The 14,339-nt window shown below is 50.6% G+C and carries 14 protein-coding genes, 1 pseudogene and 1 riboswitch; of the genes and pseudogenes, 10 read left to right on the top strand and 5 right to left on the bottom strand.

From position 1 onward, the window contains the following. The 4 genes from JZI27_RS05670 (at window position 1) to JZI27_RS05655 (ending at window position 3,613) form a co-directional block, all read left to right on the top strand. Entirely contained in the window at window positions 1-732 is a 732-nt protein-coding gene (locus tag JZI27_RS05670; protein WP_122909129.1) for a ZIP family metal transporter, read from the top strand. Window positions 733-844: 112 nt separating this feature from the next. Then, window positions 845-1,648 carry a flagellar motor stator protein MotA gene (motA, locus tag JZI27_RS05665; protein ID WP_122909130.1) on the top strand — a complete coding sequence of 268 codons (804 nt, stop codon included), beginning with the start codon at window positions 845-847 and terminating at the stop codon, window positions 1,646-1,648. After that, window positions 1,641-2,453, top strand: coding sequence for a flagellar motor protein MotB (gene motB, locus JZI27_RS05660; protein ID WP_122909131.1), 813 nt, complete (start codon window positions 1,641-1,643; stop codon window positions 2,451-2,453). Before motA ends, motB begins: the two co-directional genes overlap by 8 nt. Window positions 2,454-2,803: 350 nt before the next feature. Beyond that, window positions 2,804-3,613 carry an alpha/beta hydrolase family protein gene (locus tag JZI27_RS05655; RefSeq protein ID WP_280207027.1) on the top strand — a complete coding sequence of 270 codons (810 nt, stop codon included), beginning with the start codon at window positions 2,804-2,806 and terminating at the stop codon, window positions 3,611-3,613. 45 nt (window positions 3,614-3,658) lie between these two features. On the opposite strand, the pseudogene JZI27_RS05650 reads toward JZI27_RS05655, so the two are convergent. Next, window positions 3,659-3,876, bottom strand: a pseudogene (locus JZI27_RS05650) (arsenate reductase/protein-tyrosine-phosphatase family protein). A gap of 118 nt (window positions 3,877-3,994) precedes the next feature. Between JZI27_RS05650 and atoS the strand changes: the two are divergent. The 6 genes from atoS (at window position 3,995) to JZI27_RS05620 (ending at window position 10,660) form a co-directional block, all read left to right on the top strand. Then, complete coding sequence (atoS, locus tag JZI27_RS05645) at window positions 3,995-5,809, top strand: two-component system sensor histidine kinase AtoS (RefSeq protein ID WP_280207011.1); 1,815 nt, start codon at window positions 3,995-3,997, stop codon at window positions 5,807-5,809. Next, the gene (locus JZI27_RS05640; protein WP_280207010.1) at window positions 5,809-7,218 is read left to right on the top strand and encodes a sigma-54-dependent transcriptional regulator; all 1,410 of its coding nucleotides are present in this window, start codon (window positions 5,809-5,811) and stop codon (window positions 7,216-7,218) included. Before atoS ends, JZI27_RS05640 begins: the two co-directional genes overlap by 1 nt. A 166-nt stretch (window positions 7,219-7,384) precedes the next feature. After that, a complete protein-coding gene (locus JZI27_RS05635) occupies window positions 7,385-8,710 on the top strand; it encodes a short-chain fatty acid transporter (protein ID WP_280207009.1) in 1,326 nt (441 codons plus the stop codon). 48 nt (window positions 8,711-8,758) lie between these two features. Further along, window positions 8,759-8,862, top strand: a riboswitch (guanidine-I (ykkC/yxkD leader). 82 nt (window positions 8,863-8,944) lie between these two features. Beyond that, complete coding sequence (locus tag JZI27_RS05630) at window positions 8,945-9,304, top strand: DMT family transporter (RefSeq protein ID WP_122909136.1); 360 nt, start codon at window positions 8,945-8,947, stop codon at window positions 9,302-9,304. Continuing rightward, window positions 9,301-9,615 (top strand): DMT family transporter, encoded by a 315-nt coding sequence (locus JZI27_RS05625; protein WP_122909137.1) that lies wholly within the window; start codon window positions 9,301-9,303, stop codon window positions 9,613-9,615. Before JZI27_RS05630 ends, JZI27_RS05625 begins: the two co-directional genes overlap by 4 nt. Window positions 9,616-9,664: 49 nt before the next feature. Continuing rightward, window positions 9,665-10,660 carry a cation diffusion facilitator family transporter gene (locus JZI27_RS05620; RefSeq protein WP_280207008.1) on the top strand — a complete coding sequence of 332 codons (996 nt, stop codon included), beginning with the start codon at window positions 9,665-9,667 and terminating at the stop codon, window positions 10,658-10,660. A gap of 69 nt (window positions 10,661-10,729) precedes the next feature. On the opposite strand, the gene JZI27_RS05615 is transcribed toward JZI27_RS05620, so the two are convergent. The 4 genes from JZI27_RS05615 to JZI27_RS05600 form a co-directional block, all read right to left on the bottom strand. Next, window positions 10,730-12,073 carry a hemolysin family protein gene (locus tag JZI27_RS05615; protein WP_251244137.1) on the bottom strand — a complete coding sequence of 448 codons (1,344 nt, stop codon included), beginning with the start codon at window positions 12,071-12,073 and terminating at the stop codon, window positions 10,730-10,732. Between the two features lie 275 nt (window positions 12,074-12,348). Beyond that, window positions 12,349-13,464: a site-2 protease family protein gene (locus JZI27_RS05610; protein WP_280207007.1), complete on the bottom strand. Its 1,116-nt coding sequence runs from the start codon at window positions 13,462-13,464 to the stop codon at window positions 12,349-12,351. Window positions 13,465-13,503: 39 nt separating this feature from the next. Continuing rightward, window positions 13,504-13,803, bottom strand: a complete 300-nt coding sequence (locus JZI27_RS05605) for an iron-sulfur cluster biosynthesis family protein (RefSeq protein ID WP_122909141.1) — start codon at window positions 13,801-13,803, stop codon at window positions 13,504-13,506. A 95-nt stretch (window positions 13,804-13,898) separates the two neighbouring features. Further along, window positions 13,899-14,261, bottom strand: a complete 363-nt coding sequence (locus tag JZI27_RS05600) for a DUF3905 domain-containing protein (protein ID WP_251244135.1) — start codon at window positions 14,259-14,261, stop codon at window positions 13,899-13,901. Between the last annotated feature and the right edge of the window lie 78 nt (window positions 14,262-14,339).

Genomic DNA, 14,339 nt, shown 5'->3' with positions numbered 1-14,339 from the left:
ATGGAAGAACTGTTATTAGGCAGTTTTTTATCGGCGATGGCGACCGGAGCGGGAGCACTGCCGATTCTCTTTTTTAAAGCTGTAACCCACCGGTGGCGGGATATTTTGCTTGCCTTTACCGCTGGAATCATGATGGCCGCAGCTACATTTGGCCTGATTCCGCAAGCACTGGAAAGCGATTCATTCCTCATAGTCTGTATAGGTGTCGTGACTGGAACGCTGGTTCTGACCGTTCTGGAAAGCATCGTTCCGCATATCGACTTGGAGCATACTCGAATCAACATCGCGATGGATACACAGGCACTGCTGATTTTATCCGCTATTACCCTGCACAATATTCCAGAGGGACTGTCTGTCGGTGTCAGCTATTCCAGCGAGCAGGCGGGGCTGGGGGGCTTGATCGCCTTTGCGATTGGTCTGCAAAATGCTCCGGAGGGCTTTCTCGTCGCCCTTTTCTTGATCAACCAGAGGGTAAGCAGACTCAAAGCATTCTTTTTGGCTACCATGACGGGTGCTGTTGAGATCGTCGCTGCTGTGCTGGGATATTCTCTCTCCGGAATCATAGATGGCCTTGTTCCGTACGGTCTGTCGTTCGCGGCAGGTGCCATGCTGTTTATCGTCTACAAGGAGCTGATACCGGAAAGTCACGGTGACGGTCATGCCCGTTCAGCTACATTTTCCTTTATTGTAGGACTTTTGGTGATGATCGGCCTGACAGATTGGCTGAAATAGCACTGTTTTTTACAGACTTCCGATTTTTCCTCAACTTCCTCTCACAAATCGAGCCAAATTTACCGAAACCATATATAGATAGATTTCGATTACGGAAGTAGGGAGTGTCACAATGGAAAAATCGACCGTGATAGGTATCGTACTAGGAATCGTGGCTGTGGTTGTCGGAATGATATTGAAGCACGCGAGTCCTATGGCGTTGTTAAACGCCGCCGCATTCATGATTATTATCGTGGGTACGATAGCCGCCATCTTTAATGCCTTTCCTCTGACAGAATTAAAGCGAGTACCCGCTTTGTTCAAAATTCTCTTTACCGAGCAAAAACTCCCTGCAAAGCGTGAACTGATTGGCCAATTCATGAACTGGGCATCCATTGCGCGCCGCGAGGGATTGCTCGCATTGGAAAATACGTCGGATGAAATTGAAGATCCTTTCCTTCGCAACGGGATGAAAATGATCATCGACGGAGGAGAGCCGGATTTTGTTCGCGATGTATTGAACGAAGAGATTCATGCTATCGAAGAGCGTCATCAAGCTGGCGCCCTGATTTTCAGCCAGGCTGGTTCCTATGCACCTACTCTTGGGGTATTGGGGGCGGTAGTCGGTCTGATCGCTGCGCTGGGGAACTTGAGTGACATCGATGCGTTGGGGATTTCCATCGCTGCGGCATTTGTGGCTACATTGCTGGGTATCTTCACCGGATACGTTCTATGGCATCCATTTGCCACCAAGCTGAAACGCAAATCCAAGCAGGAAATCGAGATCAAGAAAATCATGGTGGAAGGACTTCTTTCCATCCAGGCAGGGGTATCTCCAGCTGCTATTGAACAAAAACTGCTCGTATACATTCCGTTCTCAGAGCGTTTAGAAATGAAGGAAGAGAAGAAGGAGGAAGGAGCTGCGGTAAATGGCTAAACGACCGAAGAGACATGCTCAACATGAAGAGCATATGGACGAGTCTTGGCTGATTCCGTACGCTGACCTGCTCACACTTCTGCTTGCCTTGTTTATCGTGTTGTTTGCATCGAGTGAAATGGATGCTAAAAAGTTCGACCAGATGGTTCGATCCTTTAATGTAGCAATGAATGGCGGAGTCGGTGTATTGGACCAGCCTAGTCCGGTTCCACTTGATCCGATGCTGCAACAGCAAACCCTGCACAAAGGTGCACAGGAAGCAGAGAAGACAGAAGAAGAGCGGAAGCTGGAAGAAGCGATCCGCAAAGAAACAGAGGATCTGAAAAAGCTGCAGACACAGCTGGAGGGCTACATCCAAAGCAATCAGCTGCAGGACAAGCTCCAGACCAAGCTGACGGACGAAGGACTGCTCATCACGATCCTGGACAATGCACTGTTCGATTCCGGTAAGGCAGATTTGAAACCGGAAGCAAGAAAGCTCGCGGCTGAGATGGCTGTCATGCTCGTCCCCCATCCGAAGAAAGTCACGGTTACGGGACATACCGACAATGTACCGATCAATCGTGTTGAATTTCCTTCCAACTGGGACCTGAGCGTGAAGCGTTCCGTAAACTTCCTGAAGGTGCTGCTGGAAAACAACAACCTGGACCCGACAAAATTCAGCGCTACGGGCGTGGGTGAATATCATCCTGTAGCAGACAATAAAGATGCAGCGGGAAGAGCGAAGAACCGTCGGGTAGAAGTAGCGATCCTGCGTGATCTGGCCTCTCCGCCAAACAACAGTATGAATCATACTAATCCTTAATTCTTGAGTAGACTGCGCACCGATTCGCGCAGTCTTTTTTTTATACTATCGGAAAGTGTTGAGTGCGCTAAAGCGCTAAAAAGATTAGCGGAAGATAGTATAAGTGCAACTAAGGCTCCGCCAAAAGCTTGGCGTAGCCAAGTTTTCTAATAAAGGGCATTTTGAACCGGTTGCTTTGGACGCGGGTTTTCCTTTTTCGTGGAGCTGGGCAGGAATACCCCCAGCAGGAAGCTCAAGAGGGGCTTCTCTTTCTTTTGGGAACCTTGACAAAACGAATGAAAAGAGGAAATAATGATAAATAACAAGTAAATAACTCGGAATACTATATGATTAAAACAGAGGTGATTGTGATGGAACGGACGATTCACATCAAGAGCGGCGACATCACCTTGGCAGCGACACTCCATGAGCCAGATTTCATGGTGGCAAAAAAAGCTGGCAAGGTCCCGCTGGTCTTGATTTGCCACGGCTTTGTCGGCAGCCGGATCGGTGTAAACCGCCTTTTCGTCAAAGCCGCCCGGGAGCTGGTGGCGCATGATGTGGCTGTTCTGCGCTTTGACTACGGAGGCTGCGGAGAGAGCGAAGGAGAGTACGGAGCGGGAGGGTTGGACGTCCTGCTGCAGCAAACACGTGATGTCATCGAGTATGCTGTGTCTCTGGAGCACGTCGACACGAGCCGAATCCTATTGCTTGGGCATAGCCTGGGAGGAGCAGTTACGATGCTTGCTGCCAGCCAGGACCCGCGTATTCATTCCCTGGTCCTCTGGGCCGCAGTAGCAAAGCCTTTTGAGGATATCGCCCGGATCGTGGGCGAAAAGGGCTATCAGGAAGCACTGCAGACAGGCAGTACCGACTACCTCGGCTATTCGCTTCAAGCGCGCTTTTTCCAATCGATGAGCAGCCACAGCCCTCTGCGACAGGCTCAAAGGTTCGAGGGTGATATCCTGCTTTTGCATGGCAATCGCGATGACGTGATTGCGGTCGACGCCATGTTTCATTACGAGCGAGAGCTGCGACTGCGAAAAAGAGGCCGTTGTGAGACGGAAATCGTGGTAGGTGGGGACCATACCTTCTCGTCGGAGGACGGCTATCAGCGACTGATCAGCAGTACGGTTCACTGGATCAATCGGCAAGTGGGGCAACAGATCGTAGCGGTGTAGGTAGAAAAGGATCGGATACTGAAGAGAAAAGGGATAGCCAATGGGCTATCCCTTCTTAATTTGCTCCAGCAATCCCCGACAACCAGCCTCCACGAGATCGTAAACGTACTCGAATCTGCCTGTGTAATACGGATCTTCGACATTTCGCTCCGCAGCTTGGGGCGCAAAGTCGAGCAGGCGGAAAATCTTTTATGGCGAAAGACGGCTTCAGCCATCGGTGAGCGGCAAATATTGCCTAGACAGACGAAGAGTACATGTGTCATGCATGACTACTCCTTTCCGTTTCAGAGAGTTGGTTGATGCTATCAACCACTCGTGAGCTCTGTATGGTAGAATACCATAATAACATTTTTTCAGGCAGAAAAAGGTGAGGTGGACCTTATGAAAACGTATCTATACCGCCTCCGTTTTGTCGTAACTGTGATCGCCGCGACGGTGCTCCCCATTTTGATCACGGGGATCGTCCTGCAAAAAGCGGCCGAGCAAGCATTATTGGAGGAAAAAAAGCAAAAGCTGACGGCGATCACCGAACAGATGGATTTTGCCCTCACACAAACGTATGCAGAAATGCTGGTGGAGATGGGGGGAGCAGAAGCTTCGCGCGATGAACAAATCCGCATGCTCAGCAGTAAACTGGAACCGCTTACAAATCGCATAGCCGCAGCTCACCCAGGTATCGGCGTAGGATATTATGCTGCCGAGCTGGATGCGATCGTGACCTATGGCCCCGGCACGGAAAGCCTGCATGTCGGCAAGTCCATTTCTGCAGACCACCCTGGACGAGAGGTCATGGAAACCCGCGAGCCAGCAGTCGTGATCGGGGAGCAGGTCAGGGGAAATATCATGAATGCAATGATTCCGATCATACGTGACAATCAGATGATCGGATATGTATGGGCGAATGAACTCATGTCCAACATCGACGTACAGTTGGCAGGAATGAGACAGAGTATTACGATCATTTTAGGAATTGGGTGCGTAGTTGCAGCCATCGTCAGCGGATTGCTGGTCCATCGACTGGAGGTCATCCTGGCGGAAATTAAATCCGGACTGAAGCGGCTTAGCTACGACCTGTCCTTTCGGATGAAGCGACTGGACGGGGAACCAGGAGAGATTACCGGAGCGATCAACAAGTTGGCAAAGGATCTTCAGGAAAGCCGCAGTCATACAGAAACCATGATGGACAGTATGGAAAACGGAGTCATCGCACTGGACCAGGAGGGGCACTTGACGGCCTGGAACGAATCGGCTACCCGCCTATTGGGTTTGCCAGCAGAAGCAAAGGGCAGGCAGTATGCGCAAGTCTTTACGGACAGTCCTCTGCTGTTGGAAATGATCGCATCTGCCTTGCAGGAAGCGAAAACCAATCATGATACAGAATGGTGGCATCCGCATCCTGAGCGTGGATTGCTTTGTCTCAATATCACGACGTCCATTTGGCGCGGTCCGCTGGATGAAGTGCTGGGTGTCATCATCATGATCGAAGACCGCACAGAATGGAAGCAGTTGGAATCCCGTCTGGCTCAGGCTGAGAGATTGGCGGTAATTGGCGAATGGGCAACCAGCATCGCGCATGAAGTGCGCAACCCGCTCACCTCGATCAAGGCGTTTACCCAAATCATCGAGGAGGATTTGCCGAGCGAGCATGACAGCCGGGAGTATACCGGAATCATCATGGAAGAGGTAGAACGCCTCAATCGCTTTGCGGACGAGCTGCTGTTGTTTTCTCGTCCATCTGAAGAAACACATGTAGCGGTCAATCTGGATCGGGTCATCCGCCATTCACTCAAGCTGACCGAACGCACTGCAGCCAACAAGGAAGTGTCGATCAAGCTCGATACAGGGTCAGAGCTGCCACAGGTGATGGCTTCACCGGAGCTGCTGAAGCAGGTCTTTCTCAACATCCTGCTCAATGCCCTGCAGGCAGTCCCGAATGGCGGTGCGGTACACTTGAAAACAGAACGGCAAGCGGACCACGTACGCATCCATATAAGCAACGAAGGCTCTGCGATTGCGAAAGAAAATCTGGATATGGTCTTCGAACCCTTTTTCACGACGAAATCATCTGGGACTGGATTGGGTCTGGCTATCTCTCAACGGATCGTACAAGCATACGGCGGTCACATCTATGTAGAGAACACTTCGGAAGGCGTCCGTTTTACTGTGGAATTGCCGGTGAGGAAAGAGGGAGAATGATGAAAAGACGTGTGTTGGTCGTAGATGATGAAGTCAATGTGCGCAAAGCCCTGTCGACGACCCTTCGCAAGATCGGCTATGAGACAGGGGAAGCCGCGAGTGGAGCAGAAGCCTTGGATAAGCTCGGGACCTTTCTTCCTGAAGTGATGCTGCTGGATTTGCGCATGCCGGAGTTGGATGGCATGGAGACCTTGCGCCGACTGATGCAAGGAACAGGAAGAAAGCCCAAGGTAGTCATGATGACCGCTTATGGCTCCGCGAGTGATGTGATGGAAGCAATACGCTTGGGGGCCTTTGATTATATTCAAAAACCGTTTGATCTGGCTGCGGTCAAACAAGTGGTGGCAAACGCACTCATGCACACTGAACCAGAAGAAGACGGCCAGAGTGTTCATTCCTATGAAGAAGCAGTGGAAAGCTCCGGTCTGATCGGACTCAGCGCTGCCATGCAACATGTGTACAAGCTCGTTGGAAAGGTGAGCATGTCCAAGGCAAATGTCTTAATAGAGGGTGAGAGCGGGACAGGCAAGGAGCTGATTGCCCGCGCCATTCACGCCAATAGCCCGAGAGCGGATCAACCCTTGATTCCGGTCAACTGTGGAGCCATACCGGAAAATCTGCTGGAGAGCGAGCTGTTTGGTTATGAGAAGGGCGCTTTTACAGGAGCGGTCGGACGCAAGCAGGGCATGTTTGAGCTGGCAGATGGGGGGACGCTTTTTCTGGATGAGGTGGGAGAGCTCAGCCCTGCCTTGCAGGTAAAGCTATTGCGCGTCCTGCAGGATCGCATCCTCGTCAGAGTAGGGGGAGTGGAGCAGATCCCGATTGACGTGAGAGTCATTGCGGCGACCAATCGCGACCTGCGCGAGCGGATACGCCAGGAGCTGTTTCGTGAGGATTTGTATTACCGGCTGAACGTCGTGCCGATCCACATGCCGCCGCTTCGGGAGCGAAAAGAGGATATTCCTTTGCTCATTCGCCATTTTCTCGCCAAGTACAGCAGAGAAGCGGGAAAGGAAGGACTGTATCTTGCACCCGCAACGACGGATCTGCTGATGGCGTATCACTGGCCAGGCAATGTACGTCAACTGGAGAACACGATCGAACGTGCAGTCATCCTCGCCAGTGGACCCTCCATCCTGCCAGAGCATGTGCGTGGTCATTTGCAGGAAACCAATCATACGGAGAAAAAGGCTCCGTTGCAAGGGATTCGTTTTGAAGATCGAACGATGCGGGAGATTATCCAGGAAGTGGAGCGGGAGGCGATCGCACGTGCCTTGCGCAAGGAGCGGGGCAATAAGCTGCAAACGGCAAAGCGCCTGGGAATATCCAGACGGGCTCTGCTGTACAAAATCGAGATGTATGGCTTGGATACGGCAGAGGATGAACAAGACAAATCACCTTTCGAGTGAGTAAGTTGGTGTCATTGGTGTATAAAAAGTAGTCAGCCTTGATTGGGAGCGAGATGAAAGCGCATTCAATTATGTCGAATATGATACATTTTCAGCTTTGGCATACCTCTTGCAATTGCTAAAAAGCGAACGCAATCATTCGTTTTTTAGGAAAGGGGTATGTCTTTTGTTTAAAGTTTTAACCAGCGCATCTGTTAAAATGGTACAGCGTTATTTGCCAGATGCTTTCCTGTTCGCCGTCATCCTGACGTTCATCGTTTTCCTCGGAGGGATCTTCATCAATGGTAAGACACCGATGGAGATGGTCAACTTTTGGGGAACCGGATTTTGGGGCTTGCTCGGCTTTACCATGCAAATGGTCTTAATCCTGATTACCGGACATACACTTGCAAGCACTGACATTTGCAAAAAAGGGCTTCGTTCCTTGGCAGGTCTCGCGAAAACGCCTGGTCAGGCCATTGTATTGGTTACGTTGATTTCCTGTATGGCGAACTGGATCAACTGGGGCTTTGGACTCGTGATCAGTGCGCTCTTGGCTCGTGAACTGGCAAATCAGGTGGCAAAGGTCGACTATCGTCTGCTGGTCGCAAGTGCGTATGGAGGCTTTGTCGTCTGGCACGGTGGACTCGCAGGGTCGGTACCGTTGACGATTGCAACTGAAAAACATAGTATGCAAGACGTGATTGGTATTATCCCGACATCTGAGACGATGTTCTCTGTGATGAATCTGACGATCGTGATTGCGATTATGATTGCTTTGCCTATCGTGAACCGTTTGATGATGCCTGCCGAGAAGGATCGTATTGTTTTCCGTGGAGATGGGATCGCAGCAGAGGAAACAGCTGCAACAACGGAAGGCATGGACAGCGACAGCCCGGCAGCAAAGCTGGAGAACAGCCGAGTTCTCTCCATTCTAGTATCCGCCTTGGGTATCGTCTATTTGATTTCGTACTTTGCTGAAAAAGGCTTCCTGCTTAATCTGGACATCGTGATTATGGCGTTTTTGTTCCTCGGTATTCTCTTGCACGGTACGCCTCGCAAGTTTTTGAATGCGATGAATGAAGCTGTCAAGACGACGAGTGGAATTGTGGTTCAGTTCCCGTTTTACGCCGGGATTATCGGGATGATTACGGCTTCCGGACTTGCTGCTACCATGTCCCAATGGTTCATTAGCATTTCGACTCCAACTACATTCCCTTTGTTTACGTTCTGGAGTGCAGGTCTGCTGAACATCTTCATTCCATCAGGCGGCGGACAATGGGCGGTACAAGCACCGATTATGCTGCCAGTGGCAACAGAGCTGGGAGTATCCCATGCCAAAGTCGCGATGGCGATCGCTTGGGGCGATGCCTGGACCAACTTGATCCAGCCATTCTGGGCCTTGCCCGTACTGGCTTTGGCTGGTCTGGGAGCAAGAGACATCATGGGCTACTGTCTGATGATGCTGCTGGTTACAGGGGCCATTATCAGCCTGGGCTTCCTGGTATTCTAACTTTTCCCACATTCTTTTCAGATCAAAGAAGATGGTGTAGAATCAAATTATTGTGTTTTCTAGGGTTCCGCAGATATTTCGATCTGGTCAGGTCCAAGAGAAAACCCGCGGTCCACAGACCGTGTACACGGAGGGATAAAAGCCCGGGAGGATATCGATTTGATATTCTTTCCGGGCTTTTTTGTCCTTTTCATTTTGGGAATGATACGAAGGAGAGAGGAGTACGTTTAACGTATGAATAAGACATGGGTACTGGTAGTTGTGGCTGGTATTTTTGAAGTGATGTGGGTTGCGGGATTGAAGCACGCGGACAGCGTTCTGACGTGGACTTTGACTGCGATAGCCATTTTTATCAGCTTTGCCGTATTGATTTACGCGGGTAAAAAACTGCCAACCAGTACGGTGTATGCCGTATTCGTAGGTTTGGGAACGGCCGGGACTGTCATCAGCGAAATGCTGTTTTTCGGGGAGCCGTTTCGATTGAGCAAACTGGCACTTATTGCTGTATTGCTAGCCGGTATTATCGGATTGAAGCTGGTGACCCCTGATCAACCAAAAGAGGATGAGGCGAGAAGGGAGGGGAGAGCGTCATGACGTGGATTTCTCTCATTTTTGCCGGGCTGTTTGAGGTTGTGGGTGTAATGGGAATGACACTCGTCAATCAACAGCGCTCTGTACGTTCTTACCTGATCCTGGCAGGCGGATTTGGACTCAGCTTTGCACTCCTGTCCTACGCCATGACGGGAATCGCGATGGGAACCGCGTATGCCGTATGGACAGGAATTGGCACAGTGGGAAGTGCATGTGTAGGCATGCTTTTCTACGGAGAGTCAAAAGATAGAATGAGGCTGTTTTGCATCGCATTGATTGTAGTGTCTGTTATTGGTCTGAAGCTTCTCGGGTAAAAGGGTCAATCTGCTTCGTCATGGGGAATTGAAGGAGGAAGGGTACTGGATGGGGACACTGTGGGAAGCCCTGAAAAAGGGGAATACGTCATCAGCGACAGCAGCGATTGGAAATACCGGATTGGCAGTCGTTAAAGGTGTTGCAGCAGCCTTCAGCGGCAGCGGAGCAATGTTTGCTTCTGCGATGCACTCAGTCGCGGATGCGATCAACCAGGGTTTCGTGTTCTTTGGCAGTGTTCTGGGTGAGAAAAAGCCGACTCCGAGGTTTCCTACCGGATTTGGGCGGGTTATCAACCTGTTTTGCATGATTGCGGTCATCGTGGTAACTATCATGGCCTATGAGACCATTATAGAAGGCTTTCACCTGTTGAAGGTCCCTGCCGTGGCTACCCATTTTTGGCTGAACGCGTCGATCCTGGTATTGGCGATTGTCGTGGATGGCTATGTATTGATTAAGGCAATGAAAGAAATTATTCACGAGGCCCGAGTAGACGCCAAAGGATGGAACATCGTGCCCCTTTCCTTTCGCAATGTAGGACGTGCAGCTCCGCCTACTCGGCTGGTTTTTTATGAGGATCTGGTGGCAACGCTGGGGGCTGTTTTGGCTTTGGTTGCGGTTGTGTTGACACAGTTTACGAGCTTCACGATTTTTGACGGGATTGCGACCATTTTGATTGGCTTTCTGATGATTGGAGTCGCATTTCGCGTCGGTTACGACAACATGGTAGGATTGATCGGTGTGGCTGCGCCCAAGGAAGTGGAGACGCGCGTAGCACGGATCATTCTGGATGATCCGGACGTGACGGATATCAACCGTATGCGCATTGTCCAGGAAGGCCGTTTCTACCATGTGGAGAGCTATATTGAGCTGCGGCCGGGCCTTCTGCTATCTGTTGCAGACGACATCAAGTTCCGGGTGCGCGACAGCCTGCTCAAAGATCAGGATATCAGTGATGTCACGCTCGGCATACTCGAGGACAACGGAATCATCGACTGGGAACCGGCTCTAGCCCCAGATGCGTCTGGCCGTGAAAAAAGCCGCTGATGAAATCCACGAAATAAATACAACCCCCGCCGACCGACTGGTCAAGCGGGGGTTGTTTATTTAGCAGGATCATGAGACGGTAAGAAGCTCTTCCGTCATACCCTTTTCATCGGTATTGATACGAGTAATCAGTACGCGATTGACGCGGTGATTATCCATTTGTTTCACGGTAAAGATATGGTTCTCTACTTCGATGGAAGCATCAACGGCGATCTCTTCCTCGAGCTGGCTGTACAACCAGCCACCGATCGTATCCACGTCTTCCGACTCCAGATCAAATGGCAGATAGTCATTCAGATCGGTCAGCATCATCATACCTGATACAGAGAAGCCATCTTCCAAAATTTCGATGTCCGGACGTTCATCCTCGTCGAATTCGTCCTGAATGTCTCCGACGATTTCCTCAAGAATGTCTTCCATCGTAACCAGACCAGCGGTACCGCCATACTCGTCAATGACAATGGCCATCTGCGTACGTTTTTTCTGCAGCAGACGCAGGACCGCACTGATTTCCATCGACTCAGGAACGGTTGTGATCGGACGGAGCAGTGTATCCAGCTCGACATGTCCATTTTCCAGTGCAGCCAGATAAAAATCGGTAGCATGGACAAAACCGATGATATTGTCTTTGTCTTCCTCCGCTACCGGCAGGCGCGAGTGCCGCTGGGTACGGATGATTTCCAGGTTTTCTTCAAAAGAATTGGTGGTGTACAGGCAGACGATGTCGATACGCGGAACCATGGTTTCCCGCACCAGCGTTTCCGAGAAGTCAAAGACTTGCTCCACCAATGCCAATTCGGTCTTGTCAATATGTCCGCTCTGGTGGCTTTGATTCACCAATATACGAATCTCTTCTTCCGTATGGGCCGCTTCGTGTTCGGAAAGAACTTCCAGACCCAGACGTTTCATCAGGGCATTCGCAGTTCCATTAAGGAACCAGATGGCCGGGAAAAGCAATTTATAGAAGAACATCAATGGCGCTGCAACCCACAACGAGGTCTCTTCCGCTTTCTGAATAGCCAAGGATTTTGGTGCAAGCTCGCCTAGAACAATGTGCAGAAACGTGATGATGGCAAAAGCGATACCGATCGAGATGGCAGAGATCAGGTATTCAGGAAGCCCTGATGAACCCAGTAAAGGCTCTACGATCATGTGGGCGATGGCCGGTTCCCCGACCCAACCCAAAGCCAGCGAGGATAAGGTGATCCCCACCTGACAAGCGGAGAGGTAGGCATCTAGCTGGTGTGTGACCTTTTGCGCATATTTCGCTCGTTTGTTCCCATCATTAACTAGCTGCGTAAGGCGTGTTTGCCGCACCTTGACGAGTGAAAATTCGGCGGCAACGAAAAAGCCGTTCAGAAAGACAAGGAAAATCACTAGAAGCAGGTTGAGCACTATCGGGACGGTGTCCAAAGTAAAGGTTCATCCTCTCTGGATTGTTTTTTAATGTACAACATGTAACGTTGTAACACTATGGAATGTTTAGAAAATACACCTTCCATCATACCCTTTTTCTCGAAATCCGACAAAACCTTAAAAACACGATTGAGGGCTTTAAAACCCCTTTTACTCAAGAAAAGAGACAGTCAGATGACCATTTCTCAGGTTTTTGCGCTCAGAGGAGGCCTCAGATGGTCAAATCGTCTGAAAATGGGGAAAATGATACCACCTGAGGCATTTCAAGCCTATTAACGATGTAACATTTGCTGACTGTAGACGAAGAATACGGACAGAACTCCGGCCAAAGCCAGATAAGCAATCAGGACCTTCCACTTTGTGGATGCAGGGGCCACGTAGTAGGTCGTCAAGCGATGCATCTGCTCCTCTACTTCCTCCAGACGCTGACGAGCTACCTGCTCTCCTTCCAGCAGTACGGAGGAGGGAGCAGGGCGATTGGGATCACTGTCGATAAAGTGCACGGGCTCGCGCTCCCATTGCCGGAAGAGGTCAACCAGGCGATTTACATACACTTTGTCCAGTCGCTCCCGATCACGCGCAAAACGTTTATCATCCTGCAAAAACGGAATCAGGAAGCCTTTATTTGGCGGCAATTCTGCGTACCGGGCAGCCTCTTCCTGCAGATGCATTCTCTTGTCCCACGAAGATTCCAAGGAAGGCCACTGTACGATTTCCTGTAAAAAGTCGCGCAGCTTCTCTTTTTCATAGTGCAGCACCTGGTGCTGGTAGCCTTCGCGCAGACGGCTCCACCAGGTAATCAGCCCGATGACGAAGATGAAGACCATGAGTGGTCCAGGGGAAAAGAAAAGCATGGCTCCCAGACCGATCAGGCCGACCAGCCAGATCTTGGTGGACAGAACGGAGACGATGCGTCCACCGTCCAAAGGCGAAATCGGCATCAAATTGAACAGATTGAGCAGGGCACCGAGGTAGATGACCAATGCCCAAAAAGGGTCTTGCGTGTACCAGTAGAGCGGCAGGGCAGGCAAAAAGGAGATCAACCCGGCCAGAGGGCCTCCGTAGGCGAGATAGGCCTCCGTGCCGGCATCCCGTGGATGATCCTTCATAGAGATCAACGCTCCCGCAAAGGGGATAAAGATGGCTGGAGATGTGGCAATGCCTTTTCGCTTGGCAGCCACCAAATGGCCCATTTCATGCACGAAAATCAAGTACACGAGGGCAACTGCAAATTTCCACCCGTAGAACATCGCGTAAGCCCCAAGGCTGATAATCATCGACAAAAGCGTCGATCCAAACTTTGAAAACTTCAGTATACTTGCGATCCATTTTAGATTGGCCAGCAAAAAGGCGCCTATGGCCAAGAGGACGGAGCCTCGTTTTTTCATCAGGGTACCTCCTACTGTAATCGGTGCAAGCGAACAGCGTTAGCCTTCCAGGAGAGGATTGGAAAAAGAAAATCCGTACTCCCCATATAACGGATTGTAGCGAAGCTCACCGCCATCAAAGTACCAGAAGTCGGATGGGCGTATGACGAATCGCAATCCCTCTACTTCAAAAATGGCATCGTCCGCCATGTATTCGTCTTTCTCAATCGCATAGAACAGTCCGCCTGTCCCCGGCCCGCTCGTTCTGACATATAAGCGCAGCGTATCACCGGGCAGAAAACCGGCATAGCGCTGGTAAGCTGTGGAAAATGCGGGTTCTATCTCAAGCTTGATGCTCATGGACAAGCTCCTCTCCTATCTTTCCCTTCCATTGTACCATAAATCGAAAAAAGCCCATTCCGGTTGAGAGCGAATGGGCGGGTTATGCTGGTTCATTAATCCTTGCCTTTGCTGACATCAAATGTAGGGTGCATAAACCGTGCGCCCTTGATTCTGTTGTCCTCCAGAAGCTCCTGATTTTCATTGGAGTTCCAGCCGATGTCGTTGGTTGGGTGTACCCATTGGTCACCAGCCATCACGGAGGGGTCGGTCTCTGTACTCCATTGATTGAGCGGGGAATCGGCAGAGTCGTAAAAGCTGTCACCGATGATCACGCCAAACTCATTGACAAAAGGCTGCTGAATGGAACGCGTGGAGTTCTTGTAGTCAGGAGCGCTGATCTGATGGGGGATGGTCCCGTCAATCGAGATGTCCTCGACTTCTTTGCTCGCTTCGCCGTTTTGTATCCGCTCGTCCATATTCATCCTCCTATAACCACAGTTTGCTACTGCTATGATGCGTCAAGCAGTCTCTCCTTATTCCTACTTGAGCCGTAC

The organism is Brevibacillus sp. AY1, assembly GCF_029870785.1.
Taxonomy (GTDB): Bacteria; Bacillota; Bacilli; order Brevibacillales; family Brevibacillaceae; genus Brevibacillus; species Brevibacillus invocatus.
Note: the sequence above shows the minus strand (reverse complement) of the source record. Positions and strands in the feature narration are given on the sequence as shown.

Coding starts and splice junctions, on each gene's coding strand:
- JZI27_RS05610 (WP_280207007.1), bottom strand. CDS start 13,464: ATGAAAAAACGAGGCTCCGTCCTCTTGGCCATAGGCGCCTTTTTGCTG.
- JZI27_RS05630 (WP_122909136.1), top strand. CDS start 8,945: ATGAATAAGACATGGGTACTGGTAGTTGTGGCTGGTATTTTTGAAGTG.
- JZI27_RS05670 (WP_122909129.1), top strand. CDS start 1: ATGGAAGAACTGTTATTAGGCAGTTTTTTATCGGCGATGGCGACCGGA.
- JZI27_RS05625 (WP_122909137.1), top strand. CDS start 9,301: ATGACGTGGATTTCTCTCATTTTTGCCGGGCTGTTTGAGGTTGTGGGT.
- JZI27_RS05640 (WP_280207010.1), top strand. CDS start 5,809: ATGAAAAGACGTGTGTTGGTCGTAGATGATGAAGTCAATGTGCGCAAA.
- JZI27_RS05655 (WP_280207027.1), top strand. CDS start 2,804: ATGGAACGGACGATTCACATCAAGAGCGGCGACATCACCTTGGCAGCG.
- JZI27_RS05600 (WP_251244135.1), bottom strand. CDS start 14,261: ATGGACGAGCGGATACAAAACGGCGAAGCGAGCAAAGAAGTCGAGGAC.
- motB (WP_122909131.1), top strand. CDS start 1,641: ATGGCTAAACGACCGAAGAGACATGCTCAACATGAAGAGCATATGGAC.
- motA (WP_122909130.1), top strand. CDS start 845: ATGGAAAAATCGACCGTGATAGGTATCGTACTAGGAATCGTGGCTGTG.
- JZI27_RS05620 (WP_280207008.1), top strand. CDS start 9,665: ATGGGGACACTGTGGGAAGCCCTGAAAAAGGGGAATACGTCATCAGCG.
- JZI27_RS05605 (WP_122909141.1), bottom strand. CDS start 13,803: ATGAGCATCAAGCTTGAGATAGAACCCGCATTTTCCACAGCTTACCAG.
- atoS (WP_280207011.1), top strand. CDS start 3,995: ATGAAAACGTATCTATACCGCCTCCGTTTTGTCGTAACTGTGATCGCC.